At 44.9% G+C, this 25,436-nt stretch carries 25 protein-coding genes; 9 read left to right on the top strand and 16 right to left on the bottom strand.

The window, feature by feature from the left end:
• Positions 1 to 109 precede the first annotated feature (109 nt).
• The 4 genes from AC08OG_RS09135 to AC08OG_RS09150 form a co-directional block, all read right to left on the bottom strand.
• Entirely contained in the window at positions 110 to 3,436 is a 3,327-nt protein-coding gene (locus tag AC08OG_RS09135; protein ID WP_482929347.1) for a bifunctional diguanylate cyclase/phosphodiesterase, read from the bottom strand.
• A gap of 380 nt (positions 3,437 to 3,816) precedes the next feature.
• Positions 3,817 to 4,296, bottom strand: a complete 480-nt coding sequence (locus AC08OG_RS09140; protein ID WP_482929348.1) for a hypothetical protein — start codon at positions 4,294 to 4,296, stop codon at positions 3,817 to 3,819.
• 55 nt (positions 4,297 to 4,351) lie between these two features.
• On the bottom strand, positions 4,352 to 5,725 hold the full coding sequence (locus AC08OG_RS09145; protein WP_318988182.1) for a PFL family protein: 1,374 nt from the start codon (positions 5,723 to 5,725) through the stop codon (positions 4,352 to 4,354).
• 10 nt (positions 5,726 to 5,735) lie between these two features.
• Positions 5,736 to 6,302 (bottom strand): glycine cleavage system transcriptional repressor, encoded by a 567-nt coding sequence (locus tag AC08OG_RS09150; protein ID WP_292357372.1) that lies wholly within the window; start codon positions 6,300 to 6,302, stop codon positions 5,736 to 5,738.
• A gap of 411 nt (positions 6,303 to 6,713) precedes the next feature.
• Here AC08OG_RS09150 and AC08OG_RS09155 point away from each other — a divergent pair, with 411 nt between their 5' ends.
• Both AC08OG_RS09155 and AC08OG_RS09160 read left to right on the top strand, forming a co-directional pair.
• Positions 6,714 to 7,046, top strand: a complete 333-nt coding sequence (locus AC08OG_RS09155) for a hypothetical protein (protein ID WP_292399190.1) — start codon at positions 6,714 to 6,716, stop codon at positions 7,044 to 7,046.
• Between the two features lie 6 nt (positions 7,047 to 7,052).
• On the top strand, positions 7,053 to 7,391 hold the full coding sequence (locus AC08OG_RS09160; RefSeq protein WP_482929349.1) for a 5-carboxymethyl-2-hydroxymuconate Delta-isomerase: 339 nt from the start codon (positions 7,053 to 7,055) through the stop codon (positions 7,389 to 7,391).
• A gap of 20 nt (positions 7,392 to 7,411) precedes the next feature.
• Here AC08OG_RS09160 and AC08OG_RS09165 read toward each other — a convergent pair whose 3' ends face one another.
• Positions 7,412 to 8,413, bottom strand: coding sequence for a helix-turn-helix domain-containing protein (locus AC08OG_RS09165; protein WP_482929350.1), 1,002 nt, complete (start codon positions 8,411 to 8,413; stop codon positions 7,412 to 7,414).
• A 178-nt stretch (positions 8,414 to 8,591) separates the two neighbouring features.
• On the opposite strand from AC08OG_RS09165, the gene AC08OG_RS09170 reads away from it, so the two are divergent.
• From AC08OG_RS09170 to AC08OG_RS09185, 4 genes are read left to right on the top strand one after another with little or no spacing between them, the layout of a single operon-like run.
• A complete protein-coding gene (locus tag AC08OG_RS09170; protein ID WP_482929351.1) occupies positions 8,592 to 10,004 on the top strand; it encodes an ethanolamine ammonia-lyase subunit EutB in 1,413 nt (470 codons plus the stop codon).
• Complete coding sequence (eutC, locus tag AC08OG_RS09175; RefSeq protein WP_482929352.1) at positions 9,997 to 10,896, top strand: ethanolamine ammonia-lyase subunit EutC; 900 nt, start codon at positions 9,997 to 9,999, stop codon at positions 10,894 to 10,896. The genes AC08OG_RS09170 and eutC overlap by 8 nt, the downstream gene beginning before the upstream one ends.
• A gap of 25 nt (positions 10,897 to 10,921) precedes the next feature.
• On the top strand, positions 10,922 to 12,289 hold the full coding sequence (locus AC08OG_RS09180; protein WP_292357383.1) for an ammonium transporter: 1,368 nt from the start codon (positions 10,922 to 10,924) through the stop codon (positions 12,287 to 12,289).
• 11 nt (positions 12,290 to 12,300) lie between these two features.
• Complete coding sequence (locus tag AC08OG_RS09185) at positions 12,301 to 12,465, top strand: hypothetical protein (RefSeq protein WP_292399202.1); 165 nt, start codon at positions 12,301 to 12,303, stop codon at positions 12,463 to 12,465.
• Positions 12,466 to 12,569: 104 nt separating this feature from the next.
• Here AC08OG_RS09185 and AC08OG_RS09190 read toward each other — a convergent pair whose 3' ends face one another.
• From AC08OG_RS09190 to AC08OG_RS09210, 5 genes are all read right to left on the bottom strand, one after another.
• Positions 12,570 to 13,100, bottom strand: coding sequence for a DUF3280 domain-containing protein (locus AC08OG_RS09190; protein WP_439503441.1), 531 nt, complete (start codon positions 13,098 to 13,100; stop codon positions 12,570 to 12,572).
• A 111-nt stretch (positions 13,101 to 13,211) separates the two neighbouring features.
• Entirely contained in the window at positions 13,212 to 13,919 is a 708-nt protein-coding gene (locus AC08OG_RS09195) for an esterase/lipase family protein (protein ID WP_439503442.1), read from the bottom strand.
• A gap of 44 nt (positions 13,920 to 13,963) precedes the next feature.
• On the bottom strand, positions 13,964 to 15,454 hold the full coding sequence (locus AC08OG_RS09200) for a sodium:solute symporter family protein (protein ID WP_439503443.1): 1,491 nt from the start codon (positions 15,452 to 15,454) through the stop codon (positions 13,964 to 13,966).
• Positions 15,451 to 15,684, bottom strand: a complete 234-nt coding sequence (locus AC08OG_RS09205) for a hypothetical protein (RefSeq protein WP_292357390.1) — start codon at positions 15,682 to 15,684, stop codon at positions 15,451 to 15,453. The genes AC08OG_RS09200 and AC08OG_RS09205 overlap by 4 nt, the downstream gene beginning before the upstream one ends.
• A gap of 177 nt (positions 15,685 to 15,861) precedes the next feature.
• A complete protein-coding gene (locus AC08OG_RS09210; protein WP_482929353.1) occupies positions 15,862 to 16,371 on the bottom strand; it encodes a DUF1097 domain-containing protein in 510 nt (169 codons plus the stop codon).
• A gap of 508 nt (positions 16,372 to 16,879) precedes the next feature.
• Here AC08OG_RS09210 and AC08OG_RS09215 point away from each other — a divergent pair.
• Positions 16,880 to 17,575 carry a type 1 glutamine amidotransferase gene (locus AC08OG_RS09215; RefSeq protein WP_439503446.1) on the top strand — a complete coding sequence of 232 codons (696 nt, stop codon included), beginning with the start codon at positions 16,880 to 16,882 and terminating at the stop codon, positions 17,573 to 17,575.
• A 35-nt stretch (positions 17,576 to 17,610) separates the two neighbouring features.
• Here AC08OG_RS09215 and AC08OG_RS09220 read toward each other — a convergent pair whose 3' ends face one another.
• From AC08OG_RS09220 to AC08OG_RS09245, 6 genes are all read right to left on the bottom strand, one after another.
• Positions 17,611 to 18,069 (bottom strand): MOSC domain-containing protein, encoded by a 459-nt coding sequence (locus tag AC08OG_RS09220; RefSeq protein WP_482929354.1) that lies wholly within the window; start codon positions 18,067 to 18,069, stop codon positions 17,611 to 17,613.
• 82 nt (positions 18,070 to 18,151) lie between these two features.
• Positions 18,152 to 18,502, bottom strand: coding sequence for a cupin domain-containing protein (locus tag AC08OG_RS09225; RefSeq protein WP_482929355.1), 351 nt, complete (start codon positions 18,500 to 18,502; stop codon positions 18,152 to 18,154).
• Between the two features lie 34 nt (positions 18,503 to 18,536).
• Positions 18,537 to 19,907: an NAD(P)-binding domain-containing protein gene (locus AC08OG_RS09230; protein ID WP_482929356.1), complete on the bottom strand. Its 1,371-nt coding sequence runs from the start codon at positions 19,905 to 19,907 to the stop codon at positions 18,537 to 18,539.
• A gap of 150 nt (positions 19,908 to 20,057) precedes the next feature.
• Entirely contained in the window at positions 20,058 to 20,837 is a 780-nt protein-coding gene (locus AC08OG_RS09235) for a PAS domain-containing protein (RefSeq protein WP_292357413.1), read from the bottom strand.
• 1 nt (position 20,838) lies between these two features.
• Positions 20,839 to 21,513, bottom strand: a complete 675-nt coding sequence (locus AC08OG_RS09240; protein ID WP_482929357.1) for a response regulator — start codon at positions 21,511 to 21,513, stop codon at positions 20,839 to 20,841.
• Positions 21,510 to 22,691 carry a sensor histidine kinase gene (locus tag AC08OG_RS09245; protein ID WP_292357417.1) on the bottom strand — a complete coding sequence of 394 codons (1,182 nt, stop codon included), beginning with the start codon at positions 22,689 to 22,691 and terminating at the stop codon, positions 21,510 to 21,512. Before AC08OG_RS09245 ends, AC08OG_RS09240 begins: the two co-directional genes overlap by 4 nt.
• Positions 22,692 to 23,051: 360 nt before the next feature.
• On the opposite strand from AC08OG_RS09245, the gene AC08OG_RS09250 reads away from it, so the two are divergent.
• Together AC08OG_RS09250 and AC08OG_RS09255 are read left to right on the top strand one after the other, a co-directional pair.
• Positions 23,052 to 23,291: a hypothetical protein gene (locus AC08OG_RS09250; protein WP_482929358.1), complete on the top strand. Its 240-nt coding sequence runs from the start codon at positions 23,052 to 23,054 to the stop codon at positions 23,289 to 23,291.
• Positions 23,288 to 25,375 carry a DUF1989 domain-containing protein gene (locus AC08OG_RS09255; protein WP_482929359.1) on the top strand — a complete coding sequence of 696 codons (2,088 nt, stop codon included), beginning with the start codon at positions 23,288 to 23,290 and terminating at the stop codon, positions 25,373 to 25,375. Before AC08OG_RS09250 ends, AC08OG_RS09255 begins: the two co-directional genes overlap by 4 nt.
• Positions 25,376 to 25,436 lie beyond the last annotated feature (61 nt).

Raw genomic sequence — 25,436 nt, forward strand, 5'->3', positions numbered from 1 at the left:
GTGGTTAACCACTATAATTTTTGCCATTTTATTTATTGGCCTGGCCAGTTGCGCTAAAGAACACATCATTTCAACTCATAAAAGTTGAATGATTACTCCACAGTACAGATCAATCAGGGGATGTGTTGATGAATCCAAACCGGGTTTCGACATCTTCACTCGACATTGGTTTTGCGTACAGATAGCCCTGAATTTCATCACATTGATGTTTCTTGAGAAAATCACACTGGGCCTGGGTTTCCACGCCTTCGGCAATCACCGTTAAACGCAATTGTCTCGCCAGAATAATGGTTGTATGCACAATGCTCATATCATCAGCATCATCTGGGATACCATCAATAAATGATCGATCAATTTTAAGTCGATCAAACGGGAAACGTTTTAAATAGGCCAGACTTGAGTAGCCAGTTCCGTAATCATCAATTGCCAGACAAATGCCCATTTCATGAAGCGAGTTTAAGATAACAATAGCCTGTTCAGGGTTCTGCATGGCACTGGATTCGGTGACCTCCAGCTCCAATAGATGTGCCGGACAACCTGTCTCATCAAGAATTCGTTTTATATCTGTAGCTAGGTCGACATAGTCCAATTGTCTGCGTGACAGATTAACTGCCATCCGAAAATTCGTTTTACCGGCCTCGAACCATTTTTTTGCCTGCAGGCAGGCGGTCCGTAAAACCCAATCACCAATCGGTAAGATCAAACCTGTTTCTTCCGCAACCGGAATAAAAGTGGCTGGAGATATGAGGCCGATTTTAGGATGAGACCACCTTAGTAACGCTTCTGTACCAATGCATTCTCCCGTCGCTAAATCCATTAACGGCTGAAAATGCAAGTACAGCTGGTTTGTATGCATCGCATTTCGTAAATCATTTTCCAATTGCAGTCGTGCATGAACCCGATCATCCAGTTCGGGACTGAAGAAACGGAAAACGCCTCGGCCTTGCTCTTTTGCCAGATATAACGCTGTATCAGCATATTTCACTAATGTTTCAGCATTGACTGCATCTCGGGGGCACAAACTGATCCCAATGCTGGCATTAACATGTAATTGATGACCTACGACCATAAAGGGTGGAGATAAAATGTCGAGTAGCTTTTGGGCGACATGTGCCACATCGTCAGGTGTATTAATACTGGGGAGCAAAATCAGAAATTCATCACCTCCCACCCGGCCGATAGTATCTTCTTCGCGTAATACTCCAAGCAGGCGTGAACCAACCTGCTGTAACAGCAAGTCACCTGCCTGATGACCAAGTGAATCATTGATGGTTTTGAAACGATCCAAATCCAGAAATAAAACAGCCAGTACATCGGCATGACGAGTAGCATGGGTAATTGCATGCCCCAGACGATCCATTGTCAATAAACGGTTTGGTAAAGCGGTTAATGAATCATGATAGGCAAGATATTCAATGTGTGCTTCCTGCTCTTTCCGTTCTGTTATATCCTGGGCGGTACCGGCAATTCGATACACTTCGCCAGCTTCATTCAATATCGGAAAGGCTCTTTGTTGAATATGACGAATGCTGCTATCAGGACGAACAATGCGAAATTCGATATCGTATTCGCCAGTCACTTTGCCTTGAGCAAGTGCCTGACTGACGTTATTGATATCTTCAGGATGAATGGTTTCCAACCAGGACGATGGCTTTTCATAAAGGCTTTCACAGCTGCGTCCCCAGATGCTTTGATAGGCAGGACTAATATAAAGCAGATGACCCATTGAGAGGTCGGTCAGCCAGACAACTTCCTCAATATTATCGGCAAGCTGCCGGAAACGTTCTTCCTGCTCACGCAAAGCATTTTCAACCGCTTTTCTTTCCGTGATGTCATGCGTTAAAGCCAGGTTGTAACCAATACCACCATATTCAAAATAGTTGGCATTCACCTCGACTGGAATGATCCTGCCATTTTTTGTTTTATGAAGGGTTTCCAAACGAACAGAACCTTCTTGTTTGAGTGCTTGCCAATGTTCATCCCACACCTGCTGAGAGAAGTTAGGATCAATCTGCGGGACCGACATCGCTATTAACTCTTCGTAGCTGTATCCCATGGTATGGCAGCTTTCATGATTGACATATTTGATGCCTCCCTTTCTATCAACCATATAAATGCACTCTTTTACCTGATTGATAGCAAAATTTAACAGTGCGATGCTTTGATCAGATTTCTTACGCTCTTCAATATCTTCAATCTGTGAAACGAAATAGAGCGGCTGGTTGTTTGTTCCTCTGACAATACTGGCTGTGAGTCTCGCCCAGAAATAGTCCCCGTTTTGATGCCGATAACGTTTTTCAATCTGCATATAGGGAATTTGCTCAACAATCAGCCGATCAAGCTCCGCTTGTCCTTTTTGCAAATCATCGGGGTGAGTCATTTCCTGATAGGTCATTTGCAGTAATTCAGTTTCTGAATAGCCGAACATTTCATAAATGGAATGATTGGCGCGTAACCACTGACCACTTAAGGACAACACGCCCATTCCAATCGCAGCAAATTCAAAAGCTTGCCGAAAGCGCTCATCACTTTCACGTTGATCGCGATATATTAGCAAGCTGGTCAAGCCATCAGACAAACGATGACCGATTTCACTGAATAAACGTTTTTCGTCGTTGGTCCACTCTCGCTCATACGAACATTGATGCAAACCAAACACCCAGGGTTTACCGGTTTTTGGATAAATGGCCATACCGATGACTGAGCGAATATAATGTTCTCTCAGAAACTCTGGGGCTTCAGGACTCTCGATAGAAGTTATCAGCGTTACTGGTTCGCTGGAGGCCAGATAGGTTTGCAGCCCTTGGGCAGCCTGCTCTGTCATTGGGAAATCTATTCCAGCAGCCAGACCACCGGGATAGTCAGGAGTAGTCTGCTCCATGGGGATATGCCAGGTGGGACTTGTTGGATCACAAGGATATAACAGCCATGCTCTATCACATTCAAAACACGATAGGATCGCTGCCAGAACATCACTCATCATCTGCTCAAGATCATTGGTTCCCTGTATGGCCCGGTTGACCTGATCCAGACATTCAAGAAACCACAGATGGGATTTATTTTCCTGCTCGGTGCGTTTAAGTTCGGTGATATTTTGAAAATAACCATGCCATACCGTACCCATTTCTGAATCCTCTTCCGGCATAGCTTTGCAATCCACCAAAATCTTACCTTTCTGCGGATGTAACACATGCCATCCCAGATTCAGAGGTTGCATCGTTTGGGCTGAATCAGCCATTTTCTGCAGAATAATGCCACGATCATCAAAATCAACGCTCATCCAAGCCGATGAGGCATCTTCAATAATTTCTGCTGCAGTAAAACCAAAAATATCAATTATCGAAGCTGTACTGTCGAGAATTGCTATCTGCTGTTTAGACTGCAAACAAAACTTCACTATAGCAACCGGTGAAGTATCGGCTACATAGCTGTTCACGAGAGGCTTTCAAGCTTTGGTTTGGCTGAGGTGTTCATTAGATAGATGGTCAATACCCCGTCTGTTTTTTACCGATTAATTTTAATAATTTCAAGGGATTACTGACTCTAGACAGATAATTAAAAATAGTTAAGCAGAACAGTTAATTAATTTTAACCATCTCAGAATGCCGGGGCATCTTAGGCATATTACCTTCTAATTACAAGGGATAATTTTCACTAAAACCAGAGACTTTTACCTTACGGAAAGAAAATAAATTGTCCCCTAGAAATTTAATGCAATTATAAAGATTTCGTCATTAAAAACCTGTGCTCTCCATCTCATCCTCTCGCATGAATTAAAGTGAATACGCTTTATGGTTTTTGCGAGAGTTAGATGTATCAGCTCAGCAGAGATGTAAAACGTTGGGTGGGAGATGAGTTTACAAAAACACCTGGGTCGAGTTGTTCTGCGAAACAGACATTTACGACCACATTTTCATAAAGCCAGTAAATATAACCGCCTTCATCCATTCGGTAGCGCCATTGGTACTGACACTGTATCCAGCCTTCTTTTAGTGAAGTGAGTAATATCGGTGGTTCATCAGCCTGTAAACGGGGTTTGAATTCAACTGTCTGGGCGACGAGATCAAAACGAAAGCGGTCAATTAACAATTGATCTTCTAGCAGCAGATATTGAAGACGATTACCGGAAACGTCATCACCAAATTGTTCCAACAGCACTCTATCATCAACTAATGCTGACACCTCATTACTAAGGTGATAACGATCAGGTAGCGCCTGTCTTAAATTTTCATGATGTTCTGTGAGTTGGGATTTATCCCACTGTTGGATGACAAACTGTAAAACAAGTTTTTTCATTCAATTTAAGATTCGGAAAATGCCCACGCCAACATCGTTGGCGTGGGACATTAAATCAATTCACCAGGCTTTGAATCGGTGCCGGAATACGGCCACCTAAGCGAACAAAGCGGTTTTCCTGATTCCCCATATTGACAGCCATCACTGGACCTTCACCCAACAGACCACCAAACCGCACAATATCACCTGCTTTTTTGCCGGGTGCTGGAATCAATCTTGCTGCTGTGGTTTTTTTGTTGATAACACCAATTGCCATTTCATCAGCAATAATCGCTGATAGCATTTCAGCTGAAGTATCTCCAGGTAAAGCCACCATATCCAGACCAACCGAACAGACAGCCGTCATGGCTTCGAGCTTTTCAAGATTCAAGGTACCGTTTGCAGCCGACTCAGCAATGGTCAAATCTTCACAAACCGGAATAAACGCACCACTTAATCCACCCACATGTGAACTGGCAAACGCACCACCTTTTTTCACTGCATCATTGAGCATGGATAAAAACGCGGTACTGCCTGGCGCACCAAACGCCGGTATTCCAATCGCTTCAAAGATTTCACCAACACTGTCATTACGATTCGGTGTCGGTGCCAACGACAAGTCGACAATACCAAATGGCAGATTGAGTAATTGTGCCACTTCACGGCCCACCAACTCACCAGCACGTGTCAGTCTGGCTGCGGTTTGTTTAATGACATCCGCCGCACGGCTCAGATCCATATTTTCATCTTCAGCCAAGGCTTTTTCCAAAGCCGCTTTAACTACACCGGGACCACTGACACCAACACTGACAACCGCATCTGCTTCACCGATGCCTAAATAAGCACCGGCCATAAACGGCACATCCTGAGGAATATTGGCAAAGACCACTAATTTCGCAGCGGCCAGGCCATCATCGTCTGCAGTGAGCTCTGCAGCCTGTTTGATGATTTGGCCCATCTTGAGAATCGCGTCCATATTGATACCGGCACGCGTACTGGCCACATTGACGGATGAACAGATTCGTTGCGTTTCCGTCAGCGCCTGTGGAATGGCTTCGATCAAAGCCTGATCGCCCTTACTCATGCCCTTCTCTACCAAAGCAGTGAAACCACCAATAAAATCCACACCCAGTTCATGCGCCGCTTTATCAAGCGTTACGGCAACCTCAACTAATTGTTCTGAACTGAAAGGTGCACCGACAACACCGATTGGGCTGATGGAAATACGTTTATTGGCAACTTCAATACCGTAGCGTCTTTCAATGCGGTTACAGGAAGCCACCAATTGGCCAGCATAACGGGTGATTTTGTCGTAAATTTTACGTTTGAATGTTTCCAGATCATGACTGACGCAATCGGTCAGGTTGATGCCAACAGTGACGGTGCGAAGATCCAGGTTTTGTTCCCGCACCATCATCAAAGTTGAAATAATGTCTTTTTCGTTGAGCATGAGAGGTTCCTTAATTACTGATGTTGCTCACGGATTCGAAGATCTTGCGATGTTGCGTATCAATTTCGATATCCAGTCTCTGGCCGACTTCATGGAGTGCATCACGCAAATCCTGCATGATGGTTGAACGCGGTACATCAACTTCAAACACCATCAGATTATCCATCGGATTCTTACCGCCTTTGAAAATCGCCTGAATATTGGTGATATTCACCCCATGACGGGCGAGTTGGGTGGATACTTCAGCCACCAGACCCCGTCGATCCGGGCCGATTACGGTCAGAATGTAAGGTTGTACTTCGGGCGGGTTTTCCTGCCAGGGTGTTGGTTGCTCATCCCAGGGATCAACGTGAATCGACAAACGCATTTTCTGGCCTACCTGCTGGAGAGCCTTGTGTAATTCTTCACACTGAGCGTCTTCTGGCATTGAAACCATTAATAATGCGCCGAAGACCGATTGAAGCAGTGTTTGGCTCAGGTTTTCAATATTACCGCCATGCTCGGTAATAACCGTGGCAACTGCTGCCATAATGCCTGGCTGGTCATTGCCAAGAACCGAAATGAGTGCCTTGTTCACGATGTCTCCTTGTATGAGATCGAATAGTTAAAAGCGGGTTTGATCATAATTTTCTGAAGGGAACCGCCAACTCCTGTGGTCAATAGACCAAAGCAAATCCACAATGTCACATTGACGCGCCATTTTAGTTCATTAATGATGAATTTTTGTACAGATAAAGAATAGTCGGATAGCTTATCAAATTAGGGCTAGTTGATGTGCACTTTACCCGTCTTGAAGGTTTTGCTGTTTTATCGTTTAAAAAAAGCCTAGTCTGCGCTTGAGTCAACTGAATTTTCAGCTGTATTAGTGCGGCTTTTTAGCCGATATTGGCGCTTTGAGGGTGTCGCAACTCTTGGTGCTTTCTGTAACATTTGCGATGTTTGTATCAAAATTAAAGTTCATTGTTTACCCCTAAAAAAAGAGTTTTTTATGGCCATTCAATTTCTCCCGATTATCAAGGCTGTTGCGCCGTATGTAGCCCAAGTTGCAGCCTATGCGATACCGGCATTTACTGCCAAACCCGAAGCGGTCAAAGCCGATCCGGTTGTGGTTAAACAGATAGAAGAATTGCAAAAAGCAGCAACACAGAACGCTCAATCCATTCATGTGCTGGCTGAAAATATGCAGCAGGCGATCAGTGGCTTTGAAACGGCTGCTGAAGAAGCCAAAAAGCAGGTTAAAACCTATCGAAATCTCTTATTTTTTTCATTAGGTTTGTCAGCGATATCAGTGCTGATATGTCTTTATCTGCTTTTGAGATAGGTCACTATGCCACATTGCATTATTGAATTTTCCAGCTCATTGGATATCTCACCAGACCTATTGGTGGAGGCCGTTCATCATGGGGTATTGGAATCGGCTTTATTTGAGTCATCCCATATTAAAACCCGAGCACTGGCTTATGAGTATTTTCGACTAGCGGAGGACTGTATCGATTTTATCCATGTCACTATCCGTCTGCATCACGGCCGCACCACAGAACAGAAGCAACAGTTAACCAAGCTGGTATTACAACAGTTGGAAAAACTTGCGTTAAAAACTACTTCTATAACGCTGGAAACGGTAGATATTGAAACTGAAAGTTATGCGAAAGCTATCATCCCTTAACCATCGAGTGCTCACCGCTTTCAGGTTTGAATAACCTGTTTTTCCGCTAAGACTTGTTGATGGCGCATTGCTGTAACGGAAGGATTCTCACCAAATAGACTGGTGTAATCATGGGTAAACTGCCCGGCATGAAAAAAGCCCCATTGCTGGGCAATCATTGAGATGGTCTGCTCGTCCTCTAACCCGTTTAGCAAAATCCGTCTTACCGCATTGAGCCTTGAAATCCGCATACATTTAAGCGGGCTTATTCCCAATACATCTTCAAAACAATATTGCAGGGTACGACGACTGACATGTGCCAGATCACACAGATCCGTAATACTGAGAGGTTTATCCGGATGTGAGTCCAGATACGCTGTGACCTTTTCTACCACGGCACGGCGTTTCACAAAGCTCGGTTTTTCATGAATCTGCTGCTCGTTTTGTTGCAGAATCTCCAGCACTGCCATAATTAAAATATCTTCCTGATGCTGTCGGATCAGATGGTCTTTCTGTGGCTTCAAAACATCATTTAACAAATAGCGCAGTGAATTCAGTTTGTCGGACTGCCAGAATCTCAATGGCGAATAAAACAAACTGTTATCTAATTCGATACCTTGTTTACGAGCGAAAGCATGAAGCGTGGCTTGATTAATGACAATGCCAAAAATATTGAATTGTTCTGGGGTGACTAATTCAAACTGGGTATTGCCAGGCCGAATCATCAGATGATCACTACTGACATGATGGCCATTGATACGGCAGGATTTTTCATCTGCTGAAAAACCCAGCCAGATTGCGTTAGGCCATACATTACATTGTTGTCTTACGGTTTGGCTGGTGTGCTCTCGAAATGCATGGACTGAATCAAACAGTACTTCTTCAATTTTGCCGTAAAAGCGTCCGTTACTTATCTGATCATACTGCTGTTGCCAGTTTTTCAGGTTATGGGCCTGCTCGTCGGCGTCTGTGGCCTCCATAACGCACCATTTAGATACAGTCCCGCTTTGTTTAGGTGCAAATTTTTCTGGATTATCGGTCATCTGCTTTACCTGTTTTAATAATAATGCCGGTGCTGCCTAAGTAAGTAACTGAATATAAACCCAATATTATTTTGCCGATTTTCGATATTCGGCCGGTATAGATATCGCATTCATAGTTTGTAAACTTTGTTTATTCAGGTGCAATTTTTATTCCATCTAATTGGATTTAAAGCAGTTTATGAGCCAAAGCTATCGATATCAGTTGGGCAGCAAAACCTATCAATTCGCAGATTTAGCTGAATTGATGGCAAAGGCGACCCCTGCCCGCTCGGGAGACCGATTGGCCGGTGTTATTGCTGAATCAGCAGAACAACGTGCTGTCGCTCAATTGCTATTAGCTGAAGTGCCTTTAAAAACATTTCTGAATGAAACGTTAGTACCTTATGAAGATGATGAAGTTACGCGTCTGATTATCGACGAACATGATGCAGAAGCATTTTCAGTTATCTCTCATCTGACAGTAGGTGATTTTCGGAATTGGTTACTAACCGATACCGCAAGCACAGAAGTCCTTAAACAAATCAGTGCTGGCATTACCCCGGAAATGGCTGCTGCTGTCAGCAAAATTATGCGTAATCAGGATTTGATTCTGGTCGCCCAGAAATGTCGAGTGATTACAGCTTTTCGCAACACCATCGGTTTACCCAAGCGCCTGTCTACCAGACTGCAACCTAATCACCCGACCGATGATGTCAATGGCATCGCGGCCAGTATGCTGGATGGTCTTTTATATGGTTCTGGGGATGCGGTTATTGGTATTAACCCGGCAACCGATAATGTGACGCAGGCCACGCGATTAATGAATCTTATGGATGAAGTGATTTCTTTGTATGAAATCCCAACACAATCCTGCGTCCTCACTCATGTCACGAATACACTGGAATGTATTGAAAATGGTGCTCCGGTAGATTTAGTTTTTCAATCGATCGGGGGAACGGAAAAAACTAATAGCAGCTTTGGTTTTAATCTGTCCATCTTGGCTGAAGCCCAACAAGCTGCTTTATCGTTGAATCGAGGCTCGGTCGGCCAGAACGTGATGTATTTTGAAACCGGACAAGGCAGTTCCTTATCCGCCAACGCTCATCATGGACTCGACCAGCAAACCTGCGAAGCACGTGCTTATGCAGTGGCTCGAAAATTCAGTCCTTTACTGGTCAACACAGTGGTTGGATTTATCGGTCCTGAATATCTGTTTGATGGCAAAGAGATCATTCGCGCCGGTCTGGAAGATCATTTCTGCGGCAAGTTATTAGGGCTGCCAATGGGCTGTGATGTCTGCTACACCAATCATGCCGAAGCCGATCAGAATGATATGGATAATCTGCTGACCTTGCTTGGTACGGCCGGCTGCTCATTTGTGATGGGCATTCCCGGCTCAGATGACATCATGCTCAATTATCAGACCACCTCATTTCATGATGCGTTATATGCCCGACGGGTGTTGGGTCTGGGTGCCGCGCCAGAATTTGAAGCGTGGCTGGAAAAAATGCAAATCATGAGTAACGCTGGACTGGCCCAACTCACCAATCATTTACCTCCAGCCTTCGCCGGTTCACTGAACAGCTCAGCCGTGAGGCATTTTCATGGTTGAGGATAAAGACGTGCTGATAACGGATCAATACAAGGCTGTCGATGACATGGTGACGCATAATCCATGGCGTCAGTTGAGACAGTTCACTGCAGCTCGTATTGGTCTTGGTCGTGCCGGGGTCAGTACGCCAACCCGGGAATCTCTGGAATTTCAACTGGCTCATGCTCAGGCTCGTGATGCGGTGCATACCGAGCTGGATGTTGAAACATTGCAACAGCAGCTGCTCCAATTGCAGCAGGATTTTCCACAAATCACTACTCAACCGCCACTGATATTACATAGTCGAGCCATCGATCGTGTGACCTATCTGCAACGTCCTGATTATGGACGACAGTTGGATGAGGAAAGTTTTACCAGCCTGAAACCATATTACACAAAAACGCCTTATGACCTTGCGCTGGTCATTGCTGACGGCTTATCTGCCACTGCGATTCATCAAAATGTCGTGCCTTTTATTAGCGCTTTGCTGCCGATATTAATCGACGGCATTGAGGACTTCACACTGGCACCGATCACCTTGGTTCAACAGGGCCGCGTGGCCATTGGTGATGATATCGGAGAAGCACTTAATGCCAAGGCGGTATTGATGCTGATTGGCGAACGTCCCGGTCTCAGTTCGCCGGACAGTCTTGGCTTGTATATGACCTGGTCGCCTAAACGTGGCCTGACCGATGACAAACGAAATTGTATCTCCAACGTGCGGCAAGCTGGGCTTTCCTATGCTACTGCAGCACACAAATGCCTTTATCTGCTGAGTGAAGCTCGCAGGCTCCAGTGTTCTGGTGTTGCTATCAAGGATCGATCGCTTGAAAAAGTCCTTGATAGCAGCGCCGTTCAAACCAGCTTTTTGCTGGACAACAAAGTTGACCGAAAAGGGGTAAACGGGAAATGACTTTAACTAAAATGAGGATAGTAAGATGGAAAACTCGCCAACACTAGAATCCTTGCAGGCAGCGTTAGATGCCCAGCAAGCTGTATTCGAAATGCATCAGGCCATGAATGTAGAAGTTTTTTATTGGTGGTGTACTGCCATCATGTTAATGATACATGCAGGCTTTCTGGCCTATGAAATGGGCGCTTCACGAAGTAAAAACGCACTTGCAGCCGGTATCAAGAATATTCTTGCTATCGCACTGATTATTCCGGCATTTTATCTGTTTGGCTGGTGGATTTATAACGCATTTCCTAATGGTTTTGTCCCGATTGAAGCAGCAGCTGCATTACCATGGGCTGCCAGTATGGGTCCTGATGTTCAGGATATGGGAACCGGGATTTTCTGGGCAGCATTTGCCTTATTCGGGGCCACAACCGGGTCAATACTCTCCGGGGCGGTTATTGAAAGGATACGGGTCAGTGCGTTTCTCATACTGACTATTTTCCTGGGTGGTGTGGTCTGGATTATGGCAGGCGCATGGGGCTGGCATCCAGATGGCTGGTTGTTAACCGAATTTGGTTATCACGATGTCGGTGCTTCTGGCGTTGTACATGCTGTAGCGGGTTTCTTTACTCTGGGTGTTTTGATGAACCTGGGTGCTCGTAAAGGCAAGTTCATTGACGGTGTGCCACAAATCATTTCTCCTCACAGCCTGCCAATGACATTGATTGGCCTGATGATGATTATCTTTGGTTTCTTCGGGTTCCTCGGTGGTTGCATCATCTTTAATGGTGGTGAGACAGGTTGGACCACAATTTATGGAACACCTACTAACCTTTCAGCATTTGCTTTTAATACGCTGATGGGATTTGCCGGAGGTATTATTGGTTGCTACATCGCTACACGTGACCCATTCTGGACCATGTCTGGTGGTCTGGTCGGTATTATCTCTGTAGCAGCTGGTCTGGATATCTACTCTCCTTCACTTGCGTTCATCATTGCCGTGACTACTGGTATCGTGGCAGTTCAATTTGCCAAGTTCCTGGAAAAACGTGGTATTGATGACGCGGTCGGCGCTGTCAGTGTTCATGGTTTCACAGGTGTTGTTGCGGTTGTTCTGGTCGGTGTATTTGCCGGTGGAACACCTAATGCAGAAGGTTTACCGGAAATTAGCTTTGTTGGCCAGCTCATCGGGGCTGCAGTAATGGGGCTGATGGGCTTTGTACCAGGGTATGGCTTGTCATTCTTACTGAAAAAAGCCAACAGCCTGCGTGTACCTGAAGCTTGCGAAGATATCGGTATTGATGAGGTTGAACTCCTGGCTAAACCTTATCCGGAAGGCGGCGTACCCGCTATGACGGATCTGACCACCAGTGAAGTGCCTAACAAATTAGCCAATTCTGAAACCTAAGGAGCATTATTATGGGAAGTTCAATTACAACCTGGGAAAACGTCAGTGCCTATTTTACCTTTGCAGATAACCCTTTTGCTTTGGTGCTATTTGCAATCGGCACAGCCGCCATTATTGCCGGATTGATTATTTCAATTATCCGTCATGAAAATGCGGCGTTTGAAAAAATTAAGTAGGGTTTATTCCTGCTTTATGCAGGGTTAAAAATTACTTTAATTCATAAAAAACCCCGGCTTAAAGCCGGGGTTTTTGTTGGTAAAGCAGATAAACAGACCCTAAATTAATCTCTATTCCAGTCCTTTAAATCACGCATGGCATATTTAATTGCACGTTCCCAGGCCTGATCAGTGTTGCCACGAAAATCATAGGATTTACGCTTTATCAGCTTTCCTGACTCTACTTCTTTAAACTCAACATGTAATGTTGAAATCAGATGACTCATACGAAATACATTTGGCACAATCACCAACTCTGCACCCAGCTCTTTCGCTAAGGTAAGTTCACAACCATTGCAATAATGCAGATCGTGCTTTTCATCAAACGCTTTAACTTTCGTCAGAGAATCGGCATCGTTGATGATATTAAACTGCGTCTTATCGTCTAATTCATTTCGCAGATGTTCACTGAACTTGGCAATCTTTTCTGCGTTCTCGGCTTTATCGCCGGTTACTGAGCTATCTCCAGTAATCAGAATATCCAGCACCAGAGTCTTATAGTCATGCTTCTGATAGTCATCGGCCATGACAGAGGCAGCACTGGCAAACAATATCAACGCCAGGAAGTATCTGGTTGCACGGGTCATTAACGGCATACGGTTCTCCTAAAATACGATTACTCACCCTAACAGTGACTGCAGAAAACCCAAACAGTTTTTTGACTGCAAACAGCGGGATATTTGCCCGTTCAATAAAGTAATGATGAATTAATGCTGGAAAGTCCCGTTTTGCAGAAAATGCAGGGTCTGCGATTGCACCGTATCGTTCGCCATAATAAACGGATGTGTTTGCTCAACCACCAGAAAATCCTGCATGCCATCCAATCGTGCATTTTTGATGGAAACCTTGCCATCATCGGGTCCGGGAATCAGCGTCGATAAGATCAGATTGATCGAGCGGTTTCCAGTAATAATACCCAGTTCAAAAGTGGCTGGTCCCAACTGGTTGGGTATAGCGTCTTCTGTTGTCCCCAGTTGCTTGCCGGCAGGCCCGTTTATCCATTCAAATAAGCCCCAGGTGCCCAGTTTGTCGACCACTTCGCTGCCTTGATTAGGCGGCGATAACATTACTACCCTGCCAATTTTGATTTGCTGATGTTCCACCGCGAGTTGCCTGACAATAATACCTCCCAGTGAATGGGTGACAAAATGCAAAGGTGTTAAAACATCACCGAAACATTGTTGGATTTCTGGTACAACAAATTCGCTGGTCAGATTCTCGATACGATGTTTGCGGGAAGGATAATCAATATTGCATACCTTATACCCTGCTTTGTTCAGATGTTTTTCCATCGAATCCATTGAGCCTGCTGTGCGAGCCAAACCATGTAACAGCACAACATTTCCGGCTGACTCCTGCTCCTTGCTGTGAGCTAACGGTGAGCTTATGCTCAGCATTAGCCAGCCAAAAGCCATTAACCATCCACAATTTGGCAAACGGTTATAATTTTTCATCACAACTAATTTGATTTTGCAGTAGCTAATTTTCCTGTGGGCTTGGTGCTTTTTGCTATGGCAATATCCTGCCAGAGTTTTTCCACATGTGACTCTACCGGTCGACAGTATCCAGCAATCAGCATAATACTCAATGTGGTTAAAAAGCCATACACGCCGGGTGTCCAGCCATAAGTGATGATAAATGCTGGCTCAAAGATGGTTAAGCCAAATGATACTGCCATCCCCGCCAAAAACCCATTCACTGCACCGATTTTATTGGCACGCTTCCAATACAACCCAAGTAACACCACCGGAGATAAAACAATCATGCCCTGATAAGTCATCAACGCCAGAAACACTAATTGCCCTTCTCGTATATAAGCCCCAATCAATGCACCGATACTCATAAAAACTACTGACCAACGGGCAATTTGCAAGGCAGTTTTCTCACTGATATCACGTTTAATGACCTGTGCCAGATCACCTGAAATTGCGGTAGACATAGCATTAAGGATACTGCTCACCGTCCCCAGACTTGCCGCCATTACCAGCACCGCAAAGAACCCCAACGGCCATGCACCTGCCTGACTATGGATCCAGAACATTGCTTCCTGAGGATTTTGTTGAGCAAATGGGAGTGGATGTAATGCCATTGCCAGCAGAAACAGTAAACCGAATGACAGAATACCCAGCGTCGGCGCAAATAACACCGATTGTTTGATGGTACGAATACTGTCTGCAGCAAATAACTTGTTATAGACCCATGGCCACATAAAGCCGCCCAGACCACTGGTTATGACAATCGCCATCCAGTAATTTGGCGACATATCCCAGCCGGGACCGGGAAAGGTTAATGCTTCGGGGCTTTGTTCCAATATGCGTTGCATAGCGCCTTCAATACCGCCAAGCTGGGTATAAATAACCCATAACAGAATGGCTGATCCCGCAATCAGCATATACAGACCCTGAATAATATTGGCAGTGATAACTGAACGCATGCCACCGAGTGCGACATAAAACACCACCACAAATATGCCGATGATCATGCCCAGTAACGGGCTTATAAATCCATCAGTCGCATAATTAAAAACGTAACCAATGGTGTACCACTCCATTAATAACCACGGTACTGATAACGCTACACCGGCAAAACCTGTTAATACCCGGATTGCATCGCTTCGATAACGTAACCCCAGCAGTTCTGACTGGGTACGGATGTTATATTTCTTGCCCCAGATAAAGGATTTTTCAGCGACCAGATACATCACCAGCATGGTGATAATGCCATAAGGAATAACGTACATACCGATCATGCCAAAACTGACGGCAAACCCTGAAAACACGGTATACCCGGCACCGACATACCAGGTAGCAAGAAAGCCTAAGGTAATACCCAACACCCCAATACTATGACTTGCTGTTGCATAATCATTCAGCGTTTTCACGCCCATCTGACGACGGTTTATCCATAGGATAAGTCCCAGAAAACCCGCCAGCATCAACATTGGAATCATTTTGATGCCTCCGACTCTACTTCAATATCCAGATCACCACTACGACTCTCAACCAGATACCAGCAAGCCAGAAAAAAGGCGCCTAATAACGCCATGGCAATCTGCCAGAGAAAGGCAAACGGTAAACCAATAAAACTGGGTTCAACACGATTAGCCCAGGTAAAGAAAATGGGAAATGTGGCCAGTACAATAGTGGATAAAATTAATAGTAGAAAAATGGCTGAACGCATAAAAGTCCAAATCTATTTTATTAAAATGGGTGCGATGAGCATGTCAACAAATTCATCGCAATTCAATATCCATGATTAACGGAGTATTCATAACTCAGGGCCGGTATAACTGAAATATCTTTCAGTTATACCGGCCCTGAAATGGTTATAAAAAAACCGCTTAAATGCGGTTCAATATTAAGATTTCTTTTCGATTGCAGCAGCCAGTTTGGCAGATAACAAACCAAAAACCGCACCAAGAATCGTGGAAAGAATGATGATCAATACAGGATTAGTCATATCCATAGTTATGGCACTTCCAGCATTTGCTGTTTGTAAACCAAATGCGGCAGTTGCGGCATAACCATAAACATTGGCTGGTACCACCGATAACAAATCAAATCTGGCCACAATAACCAGGAAAAATACGGTTACACCGACATAAATAGCGGTTCCTACAACACCTGGTAAACCCAGCGGGTTGGTAGTCGCTAACAATAAAGCAATGCCAGCAATCACCGCACCATAGCTCATGCCCACAATGGTTTTCTGTAAAGCCGGCATATCAGCACCGGTATGGAAGAAACATGCCCAGGCAATAAAACCTGCCCAGACCAAAACAAAACCAGCTAATGGACCTAAAGCCAGGTACGCCCAAATAGCTCCTAATAAAGCAATACTTATTGATAATGCAGTTAACTTTGACATACGTTCTCTCCGTTGATTTTTATTAAATTAACAACCCGTTCCTCGACAAATTTTATTTATAACTTTTTTTAACTATAGGGTTGCCGGAGTGATAGTAATCCTATATTTCATCAACTGTAAACCAGTTTGCACCACAATTGTGCGTAAAGTGAGTAAAAATGGGGCACCACATTTTTTTTATGTTTAATCAGTAGCTTAATGTGACGCAACATTTAATTGAAACCTTCACGGTTATAGCTAAGATCGTTAGCAACCTTAGTTGAATATAGATTTTGATGATAAATATTGGATTTAAATCATTCTGTTGGCCTTTGATTTTTCAAGGCGACTAATGCTGAAGGCTATTTTTTTCCAACAAGGCAGAAATGAAAGATTTACAGGCCCCAAGACTATGCTTTTCTATTAGTATTCGCTATCGTTCACATACTGCTCGTAACGCCGCGATTCGCAGTTTACTTTTTTCAGATAGCTCCCTGCTATCTGTATTAATCAGATTTTGGAGTTGCGAATGCAGAAAGTCGCTATCTTTCAGCATGCTGATGGCGAATGGATTGGTTCCATGCGGCATTGGTTTGCAGATAAACCGTTTCAATTGACTACTTATCGGTTGGATCAGCATGTTCAATTACCTTCAGTCACCGAGTTTGACTGGTTAATCATTATGGGTGGGCCTATGAGCACTTATGATGAAACCAACTATCCCTGGCTGATTGGTGAAAAACAACTTATCCGTGAAGCGATTGACGCAGAAAAGACTGTGCTGGGGATTTGTCTCGGCTGTCAGTTAATTGCATCAGCCATGGGGGCCAAAGTATATCCAAATGCTCAACAGGAGATCGGTTGGTTTTCCGTCAATAAAATCGATCCCGAAATAACATGGATGCCTGATGATTTAACCCCACTTAGCTGGCATGGAGATTGTGTAGAGTTACCTGAAAATACCCGTTGTTTTGCCGATAGTAGGATTACTCCCTGTCAGGGTTTCTATTTTGGCAAGCGGATTTGGGCATTACAGTTTCATCTGGAAGTTGAGCCTGGCACGGTTGAAGCCTTTCTGGCATTGGAAAAGCATCCCTTGCCCGAGACCGAGTTTGTACAAAAGGAAGTGGAATTAATGGATAACATCGATCAGCTGAAACGAAGCAGACAAGCAATGTTTGCTTTATTGGATGTTTTACATCGGGAATCTGATACCAATAGATAAAGCTTTCTGTGGTGGAGTAGCTTGGATAAAGCTGGCTACTTCACGACAGGTTCAATCTGCATTCCCACTCTGATTTGACCATCTGACAGAACATCGGCACGCAGTCCGGCTTTATGCGTAAATGCTTTGACGATAGCTTTTTTGCTTATGCTATCGTTTTCCAGTAATGCGCCCAAGGTAGAGCAAGGTTCACAAAGTTCTACGCCCTTGAAACTGACATCGCCAATCCGAAAAACCTGTCCAACTAAATCGTTAAGACGGACGCCTTCGGTAATTACATTCCGCCGGGTATCAGACAGACTAATCTGCTGCGAAAAACGCCGATTAAACTCACTGATTTCTTCCTGTTCGATAAAGGTAATGTTCTGCCCCGGCCATTGGCTTCTATCAAAATTGCGGTCGCCTTTAATACCTTTTCCCGCAACCAGATCAATTTCCGGGACTTGTCGTTGCCCACCCAGATTTTCGCTTGCTGTAAAAATTGCTTTTATCATTTCGAAATTGCTTTACATCCATTATTAGCGAATCAAAAAAGGAGCATGCTTTCAGGCACACTCCTTATTGAGTTTATGAACATTACTTTAACTTGATAGCAAAGTGTTTATAAACCTTACTTTTAATCAACCAGGTTCCACTAAAACCTTTCTCCAGCATAAACGCATCTCCTGGTCCGAAACTTTGTGGCTCACCATCATCCGGCGTAACCACTACATCGCCTTCAATCAGATGTACAAATTCCCATCCAGCATAAACCGCATGATAGAGGCCTGGTGTCGCTTCCCAACACCCGGTGATCATTGATTCATCAGGACTGGTATATTCAATCCAGGTTTTCATGGTTGGATTGCCTTCAACCTTGGTCCATCCATCCAGATCAGTCTCGATAGGTGCGACTGTTTTATCGACAATTTTGGTTAATCCCGTCATTTTATTATCCTAGTTTGTGAGCATACTTGTGTTGTTAGGCTTCTTTAGCAACGGGCACTTCGCTTTTGTCAGACAAATAGGCTTCTAGCGAGTCATCCAAAGCCTCCAACCAAGGGGTGTGATGAGGTGGCGACATAGTGCCGGTCATTAGCGACCGATACGAGTGATCACGGAAGGTCATAATGTTTTTCTTCTTATGATATTTCCATTCCAGGAAAGTCTGATTGACGGCTGGAATATCAAATGAAGGATAGTCCGTGGCATCAATTAATTCCTGGATGTAATCGCCCTGATAGGTATACATTTCTTCAGCCGTTTCCAGCGTCAGCTCTTTCTCCCGCCACATCATACTGTGCGCCTTCATGTCAGCTTTTGACGGTAATGCAATACGCCCCATGATAATGTCTCGAACATACCAGGCCTGCGCATCAAACATATTGAATGAGTACCATTGATCCTGCATGCCAAGATAGAAAAACTTCGGATTATCCTCCCAGACCACGCCTTTATAGAGATTCAGCGGCCACAAACGATTGTTGGTCTTTAAGCGTAAATCATCGGAGAGGAATGGGAAGTAATGTAAATAGCCGGTACATAAAATAATCGCATCAATTTTTTTCGAACTGCCATCGATAAAATAGGCCGTATCGGTATCAACTCTGACCAGATTAGGCTTTTCATCCCAGTTTTCCGGCCATTTATAGCCCATGGGTGCCGTTCTATAACAGCTAATCAGACTGCGGGCACCGTATTTGTAACATTGCGAACCGATATCCTCCGCAGAATAACTGCTGCCCACCAGCAAAATATCTTTGTCTTTAAATTCCAACGCATCACGGAAGTCATGGGCGTGCAGAATACGTCCACCAAATTTATCAAAGCCTTCAAAGGTGGGGACTTTTGGCGTAGAGAAATGGCCAGTAGCACAGACCACGTAATCAAATTCTTCAGCGTAAACCGTATCTGTGCTGTGATCCTGAACTGTGACGGTGAATTTTTGACTGGCATCATCGTAGGTTACATTGCGAACAGCGGTGTTAAAACGGATATATTTACGTACACCGGCCTTTTCTACCCGGCCTTTAATGTAATCAAACAACACTTCGCGCGGTGGATAAGAGGCAATCGGTTTACCGAAATGTTCTTCAAAAGTGTAATCGGCAAATTCCAGACATTCCTTGGGACCATTAGACCAAAGGTAACGGTACATACTGCCATGTACCGGTTCACCATTTTCATCCAGGCCGGTGCGCCATGTGTAATTCCACAAACCGCCCCAATCACTTTGTTTTTCAAAGCAGACTATTTCTGGAATTTCAGCCCCTTTTGACTGGGCGGATTGAAATGCTCTAAGTTGTGCAAGGCCACTGGGTCCAGCGCCAAGTACCGCTACTCGAGTTGACATAGGTTCACTCCATCAAAGTTATTTATAAACATGAGGCTGCGTTTAATGCAGCTGTCAGCGTAAAAGTAACTTGCTATGGCGTGATGAAAAATCCTCTTCTATGGGTATCCCAAACAGGGTAAGTGGTTAATTAAGTGGAAAAATACCTATTTATTCAGCTATCTGAAAAATAATTCCCTCAACACCAAGTACCATTCCACTCTCGGAATACAACCCCCTCCCCTTATCAAGAACTACAATTTCATTTCCATTTGCCTGGGTCAGACGGTATTGGATAGTAAACGTGTTTTGGTTTTCCAGAGCGATCTGCACCTGCTCCCAGACATAGCCTGCATCTGCTGCATGAATCATCGCCCCCAGTGACACCTGTGGTTGATTCAACATAGTTTGGGCACTGTAACCGGTTACATATTCACAGCCTTCACTGACATATTCCATCGACCAGCTGATATTGTTTCGCGCTCGATACAACATGGCCGGTAAACGATCCACAAGACTTTGCAAACTCCGGTAGCTGGCATGACGCACCTGCTCATTACGAACCTGGGGGGTAATATCACAAAGTGTGGCCGACAATGGATAGAGTTTATTTTTTTCCACTGACTGTAAGCGCATTTCACACCAGCGCAGTTCGCCACTGGCACTTATCAGGCGAAACCAGATAACTTCTTTTGCTTCACAACGCATGTTCTGCAACAACTGTATCCAGTTAGAAATATCCTCTGGATGGAGAAAGTCAGTAAACACCTTGCCTTGGGTTTGCTCTATGCTGATACCGGTAATATCCTGCCAACACTGATTAATCATTATTATCTGATGCTGTTCATCGAGCATCATGACGACATCACTGAGACTATTTAGCAGCTGGGTCAATTGTGATGCTGTGGGGGCGGAGTTAACGATTTTATTTGGCCATTTAAGTAGGGTCATTTCAGCCTTCCCGGTCCGGCAAATCAGCCGAGTGATTATTGTGAGCCCATGCCGCCAATTCCAGTCGCGAGTGCAGATTCAATTTACGCAACAGGTTTTTGACATACACTTTGACCGTGCCATCGCTAATCCCTAACTCGCGGGCAATCAATTTATTGTTCAACCCCCTGGATATATAAAATAGCGTTTCACGTTCCCGTTCTGTCATCTGGGTAAACGCCGCATTCGATTGGTTGCCGGTTTCCGTTTTATGTTCGCGAAGATGTGATGCAAGAGATGTGACGGCTCCGGCGTTGATCACCACATTGCCTTTTACCGCTGATATCAGTTGGGAGAGGATTTCATCCGGCGGTGTATCTTTTTGCAGAAAACCGTTAGCCCCGGAACGCAACGCCTCAAGTAAAACTTCCTGATCATTGCAGGCGGTGATAATAATGATTTTGAGTTGCTCATCATGGTTGCGAAGCTGTTTGAGCACGTCTAGTCCCGACTGCTCTGGCATCTGTAAGTCGAGTAACAGAATATCCGGATAGGTATTGCTTAAATTGTTTAATAACGACCTGGCAGAATCATATTCAGCAATCACTGTCAGTTCATCACTGTCATTTAGCAGCTCCACTACCCCACGACGAAACAGTGGATGATCATCTACCACGACCACGGATATAGGCTTCATACTTTATCTCCAATATCCATATCCAGTTGCACCAATGTGCCACCATCATGCCGTTGCGATATTTGCAGTTTTGCGCCCACCCGCTCGGCACGCTCATGCATTATTTGCAAACCAAAACTGTCACTACGCGCTGCTGCGAAATCAATGCCTGTGCCGTTATCTTCGACCTGGATATGCAGTTTCCTGGGGTCTTTCAATATCAGTCTGACCCGGGCATGGCTTGCATGAGAATGCCGTACGATATTGCTGAGACTTTCACGAATAATGTAAAGGATCTGAATAGACTGTTTCGGTGGCAACAGATTCGCTGGCAACCGGTTATCCAATTCAAATACAATTGCTGACTGCTGTTCAAATTCTCTTACCGAATTGGTCACGCCCTGGGACAGACTCTCACTTTGCATGGTCAGTCGCGAGGCAGTGATCAGTTCACGAGTCTGATGATAGGCACATTGGGTATAGGCAGCCAAATCCTCAGTAATCGGCTTCAGCTCGGCAAACTCTGTTTTGAGACATAACTTATCAAGCTTGGCACTTTTAAGTTTCAGGTAACCCAGCACCTGGGCCAGTGAATCATGCAGCTCTGCAGCATAAATCGCCCGTTCTGCAGCCAACGCCTGTTTAACCTTGCTCTCACGTTGAAACCAGGCTTGTAAACCCTTGGCAATAATCTGCTCCATTAACACCATTTCCCATTTGAGTTTTTTTTCATTCGGCAATGCCTGACTGAAAACCATCAAAAGCCAAATGGTCTGATTATCATGCTCAAAAAGACGGCTTGGAACACATGTAACTGAAGTTCCGTTTATCTGCAGATGAATATAACCATTTTCTTCTGGCCTTCTGATAGTGAAATGCTGATGCAGACTCTGAATCAATTTTTGTGATGGCGCTTGTTCCATCGAATGATGCAAAAATGATTCTGACGTTAATGGGTTGCTGAATAAGACCAGTAGATCGCCCTGCTCAGCAGGAATGAATTGCTCATCTATCAATCCCTGTAACGAAGAGAGTACCTTGGGCAGAATTTCATTAATATCGTTGGCGGTTGCCAGTTTAAAAGCCAGATCATTCAAGTCCAGAGGAGGTTTGGGTTTATTTTTATGTTTTACAAACTGTAATTGCTGACTCAACCATTCTTGTATCGTTGGCCAGTTTTTCCGTTTGATATTGAGCATGACTCCATTGTCCTTCGGCTGAGGTCTTTTTTATCTCTACCGGCAGCTTTGGGCCAGTAAAAGACAAATAGCCACGAATACCATTTATCAGTGTAAAGCGTCATCACGCGAGGTTTTCCTTGCTGGAGACAGCAGTTTTTATGCCATCTAAAGTCAATTCAAGCCGGGGTAACCCCAATGAGGTATGCCATCAGGAGAATTGCTGCAATCTTGTTGAAGATAAATAGTGTGTTAGTAACAAGCAGCCATTTTTTTGGGAAAAGCAACTTCCTTTTATGCACTTTAATGTTGCGAAAAACTGAAAAAATGCACCAGATAAGCTCATATTTATCGCAGATTTTTCGTAATTGGGAATAACAGATGTTAGAACTGCAACAACAACAATGGGGGAAAGATTATTTTTTCACTTCCCCCTCAGAAAAGGTTATCAAACACTATCGATTAGCGGGGCATCAAGCGATAAAACTCTCGCTGATGGCTGGCGATAAACTGGCAATATCCAGCCAGGATAAAGCGCAGAACAGTGAACTTATCGTATTGAATTCCAATGGCAAATCGGCGCCAGAGCTCCTGGATAACCGCCCCCTGTTCCAGCAGTGACTATCAAACAACAGCTTGAGCAGACAGGGGCAGCTGCAGAACAATTACGTGGTCAATTGGCAAACTGGCAAATTGATTCGAGCCATCTTGAGCAGGTTCTATCTATCTCAGGGTCAGAGACGGCAAATTTAACAGCACTCAACGAGCTTAACGTCATCATCGTCGCGGCGGGTGCAAAAATGACGGTGGTTCAACAGTCACCGGTGACAGAGATTGATATAAAAGTCACCTACGCCGAACCCAACAACGATTCATTGCCGGAGCCTTTAGGCCCGATTAAATCCGAGTTGCGAATCCCTCTCGCCTCAGCAAAAACCTATGAAGTCCAGAAAGGCGAATGGATCCAGATTATCGATGTTCATGGTAAGCAATGCTCCGACTTTGTCGCCTTTGATAAACAAGCCTTGGAACAGGGCATTGAAGTTGGTCTTGATGCGACCGCAACCCGGACGGTGATGGGCTTGAGTAATCCGGTTCCCGGTCTGCACTCACGTTTTCTGGGAACCGATCTGTTATCGATGGTGGAAGTGGTACAGGATACCGTCGGTCGTCATGACAGTTTCCTGTTAGCCTGCACGCCAAAATACTACGACGACAACGGTTATTTTGGGCATATCAGCTGCACCGAGAATTTTAACCGGGTACTGGCACCGTTTGGCATCGCTCCACGTGCTGGCTGGCCAGCGATCAACTTATTCTTTAACACGGCGATTGATGATTCAGGTGCTGTCTTTATGGATGAACCCTGGTCGCGTGCCGGCGATTATGTATTGTTTCGCGCCGATCGGGATCTTATCTGTGCCTCATCGGCCTGTCCGGATGATATTGATCCGGCCAATGGCTGGCAGCCCACCGATATTCATGTGCGTATTTATGGCGCCGAACAGAATTTTCCCCGCGCCATTGCCCATCGAACCACTTCTGAGGAGTTACCTCGCATGACCAAAGCATCCGGTTTTCATAACCGAACTTCTGAACTGACCAAAAAATTTATCGACTATGCCGGCTATTGGGTCGCCAATGAATACGATGGTTGGGGAGCCAATGCAGAATACCTGGCCTGTCGTGAACGAGTAGCGGTGCTGGATTTATCAGCATTACGTAAATTCGAAGTGGTCGGCCCGGACGCCGTGGCCTTTTTACAATATGTATTAACCCAGAATGTCAGCCGCATGGCGATTGGCGAAATTGCTCACTCAGCAATATGTCTGGAAACCGGCGGCATGATTGATGACGGTACTATTTTCCGGATGGGTGAACAAGCCTATCGCTGGATATGCGGCGCGGAATATACCGGTGTCTGGATGCGGGAAAAAGCTGAGCAAAAAGGTTTTAAAGTCAGTATTCGCAATGCAACTGAACAACTGGATAATCTGGCAGTACAAGGGCCGAAAAGCCGCGAATTACTAAGCGAAATAGTCTGGACTTCGGACAGCCAACCCAGTGTGGAAAAACTCAAATGGTTTCACTTCACCATTGGACGTCTTAGTGGACCGTCCGGCATTCCGGTGATGATTTCACGCACCGGTTATACCGGTGAGCTAGGGTATGAAGTCTGGTGCCATCCGGATGATTCACCGGCCGTATGGGATGCTGTCTGGCAAGCCGGTCAGGCTTATGATATTGCGCCTATGGGTTTTGATGCGCTGGATATATTGCGTATAGAAGCTGGTTTAAGTATGGCTGATCATGAATTTACCCATGAAATCACACCATTTGAAGCCGGCACCGGATTCAGTGTGCCACTCGATAGTAAACAAGAAGACTTTATTGGCCGTGACGCACTGGCCCGTCATGCTCCTGCAAGTCGTCATAAACTAATGGGCATGCTGCTTGAAGGAGGCGATCCTGCGGCACATGGAGATCACGTATATAGCGGCCGATTCCCGGTAGGCATTGTGACCAGTGCGACTTATTCGCCGTTAATGGGTAAACACATAGCCATGGTTAGAGTCGCTCCCGACTTTGCTCACATTGGAAGCCGGCTTGAAGTTGGAAAACTGGATGGTCAGCAGAAGCGACTTGCTGGTGAACTGGTTAAATTACCGTTTTATGATCCCAAGCGCGAGAAGCTGCTTTCCTGAGAAGGTTGCTCCTGGAGGCAGCAGTTTGCTGTCTCCATTCACCTTTGTGCCTCCTGTCAAT

This window comes from Methylophaga sp. F7, from assembly GCF_056863975.1.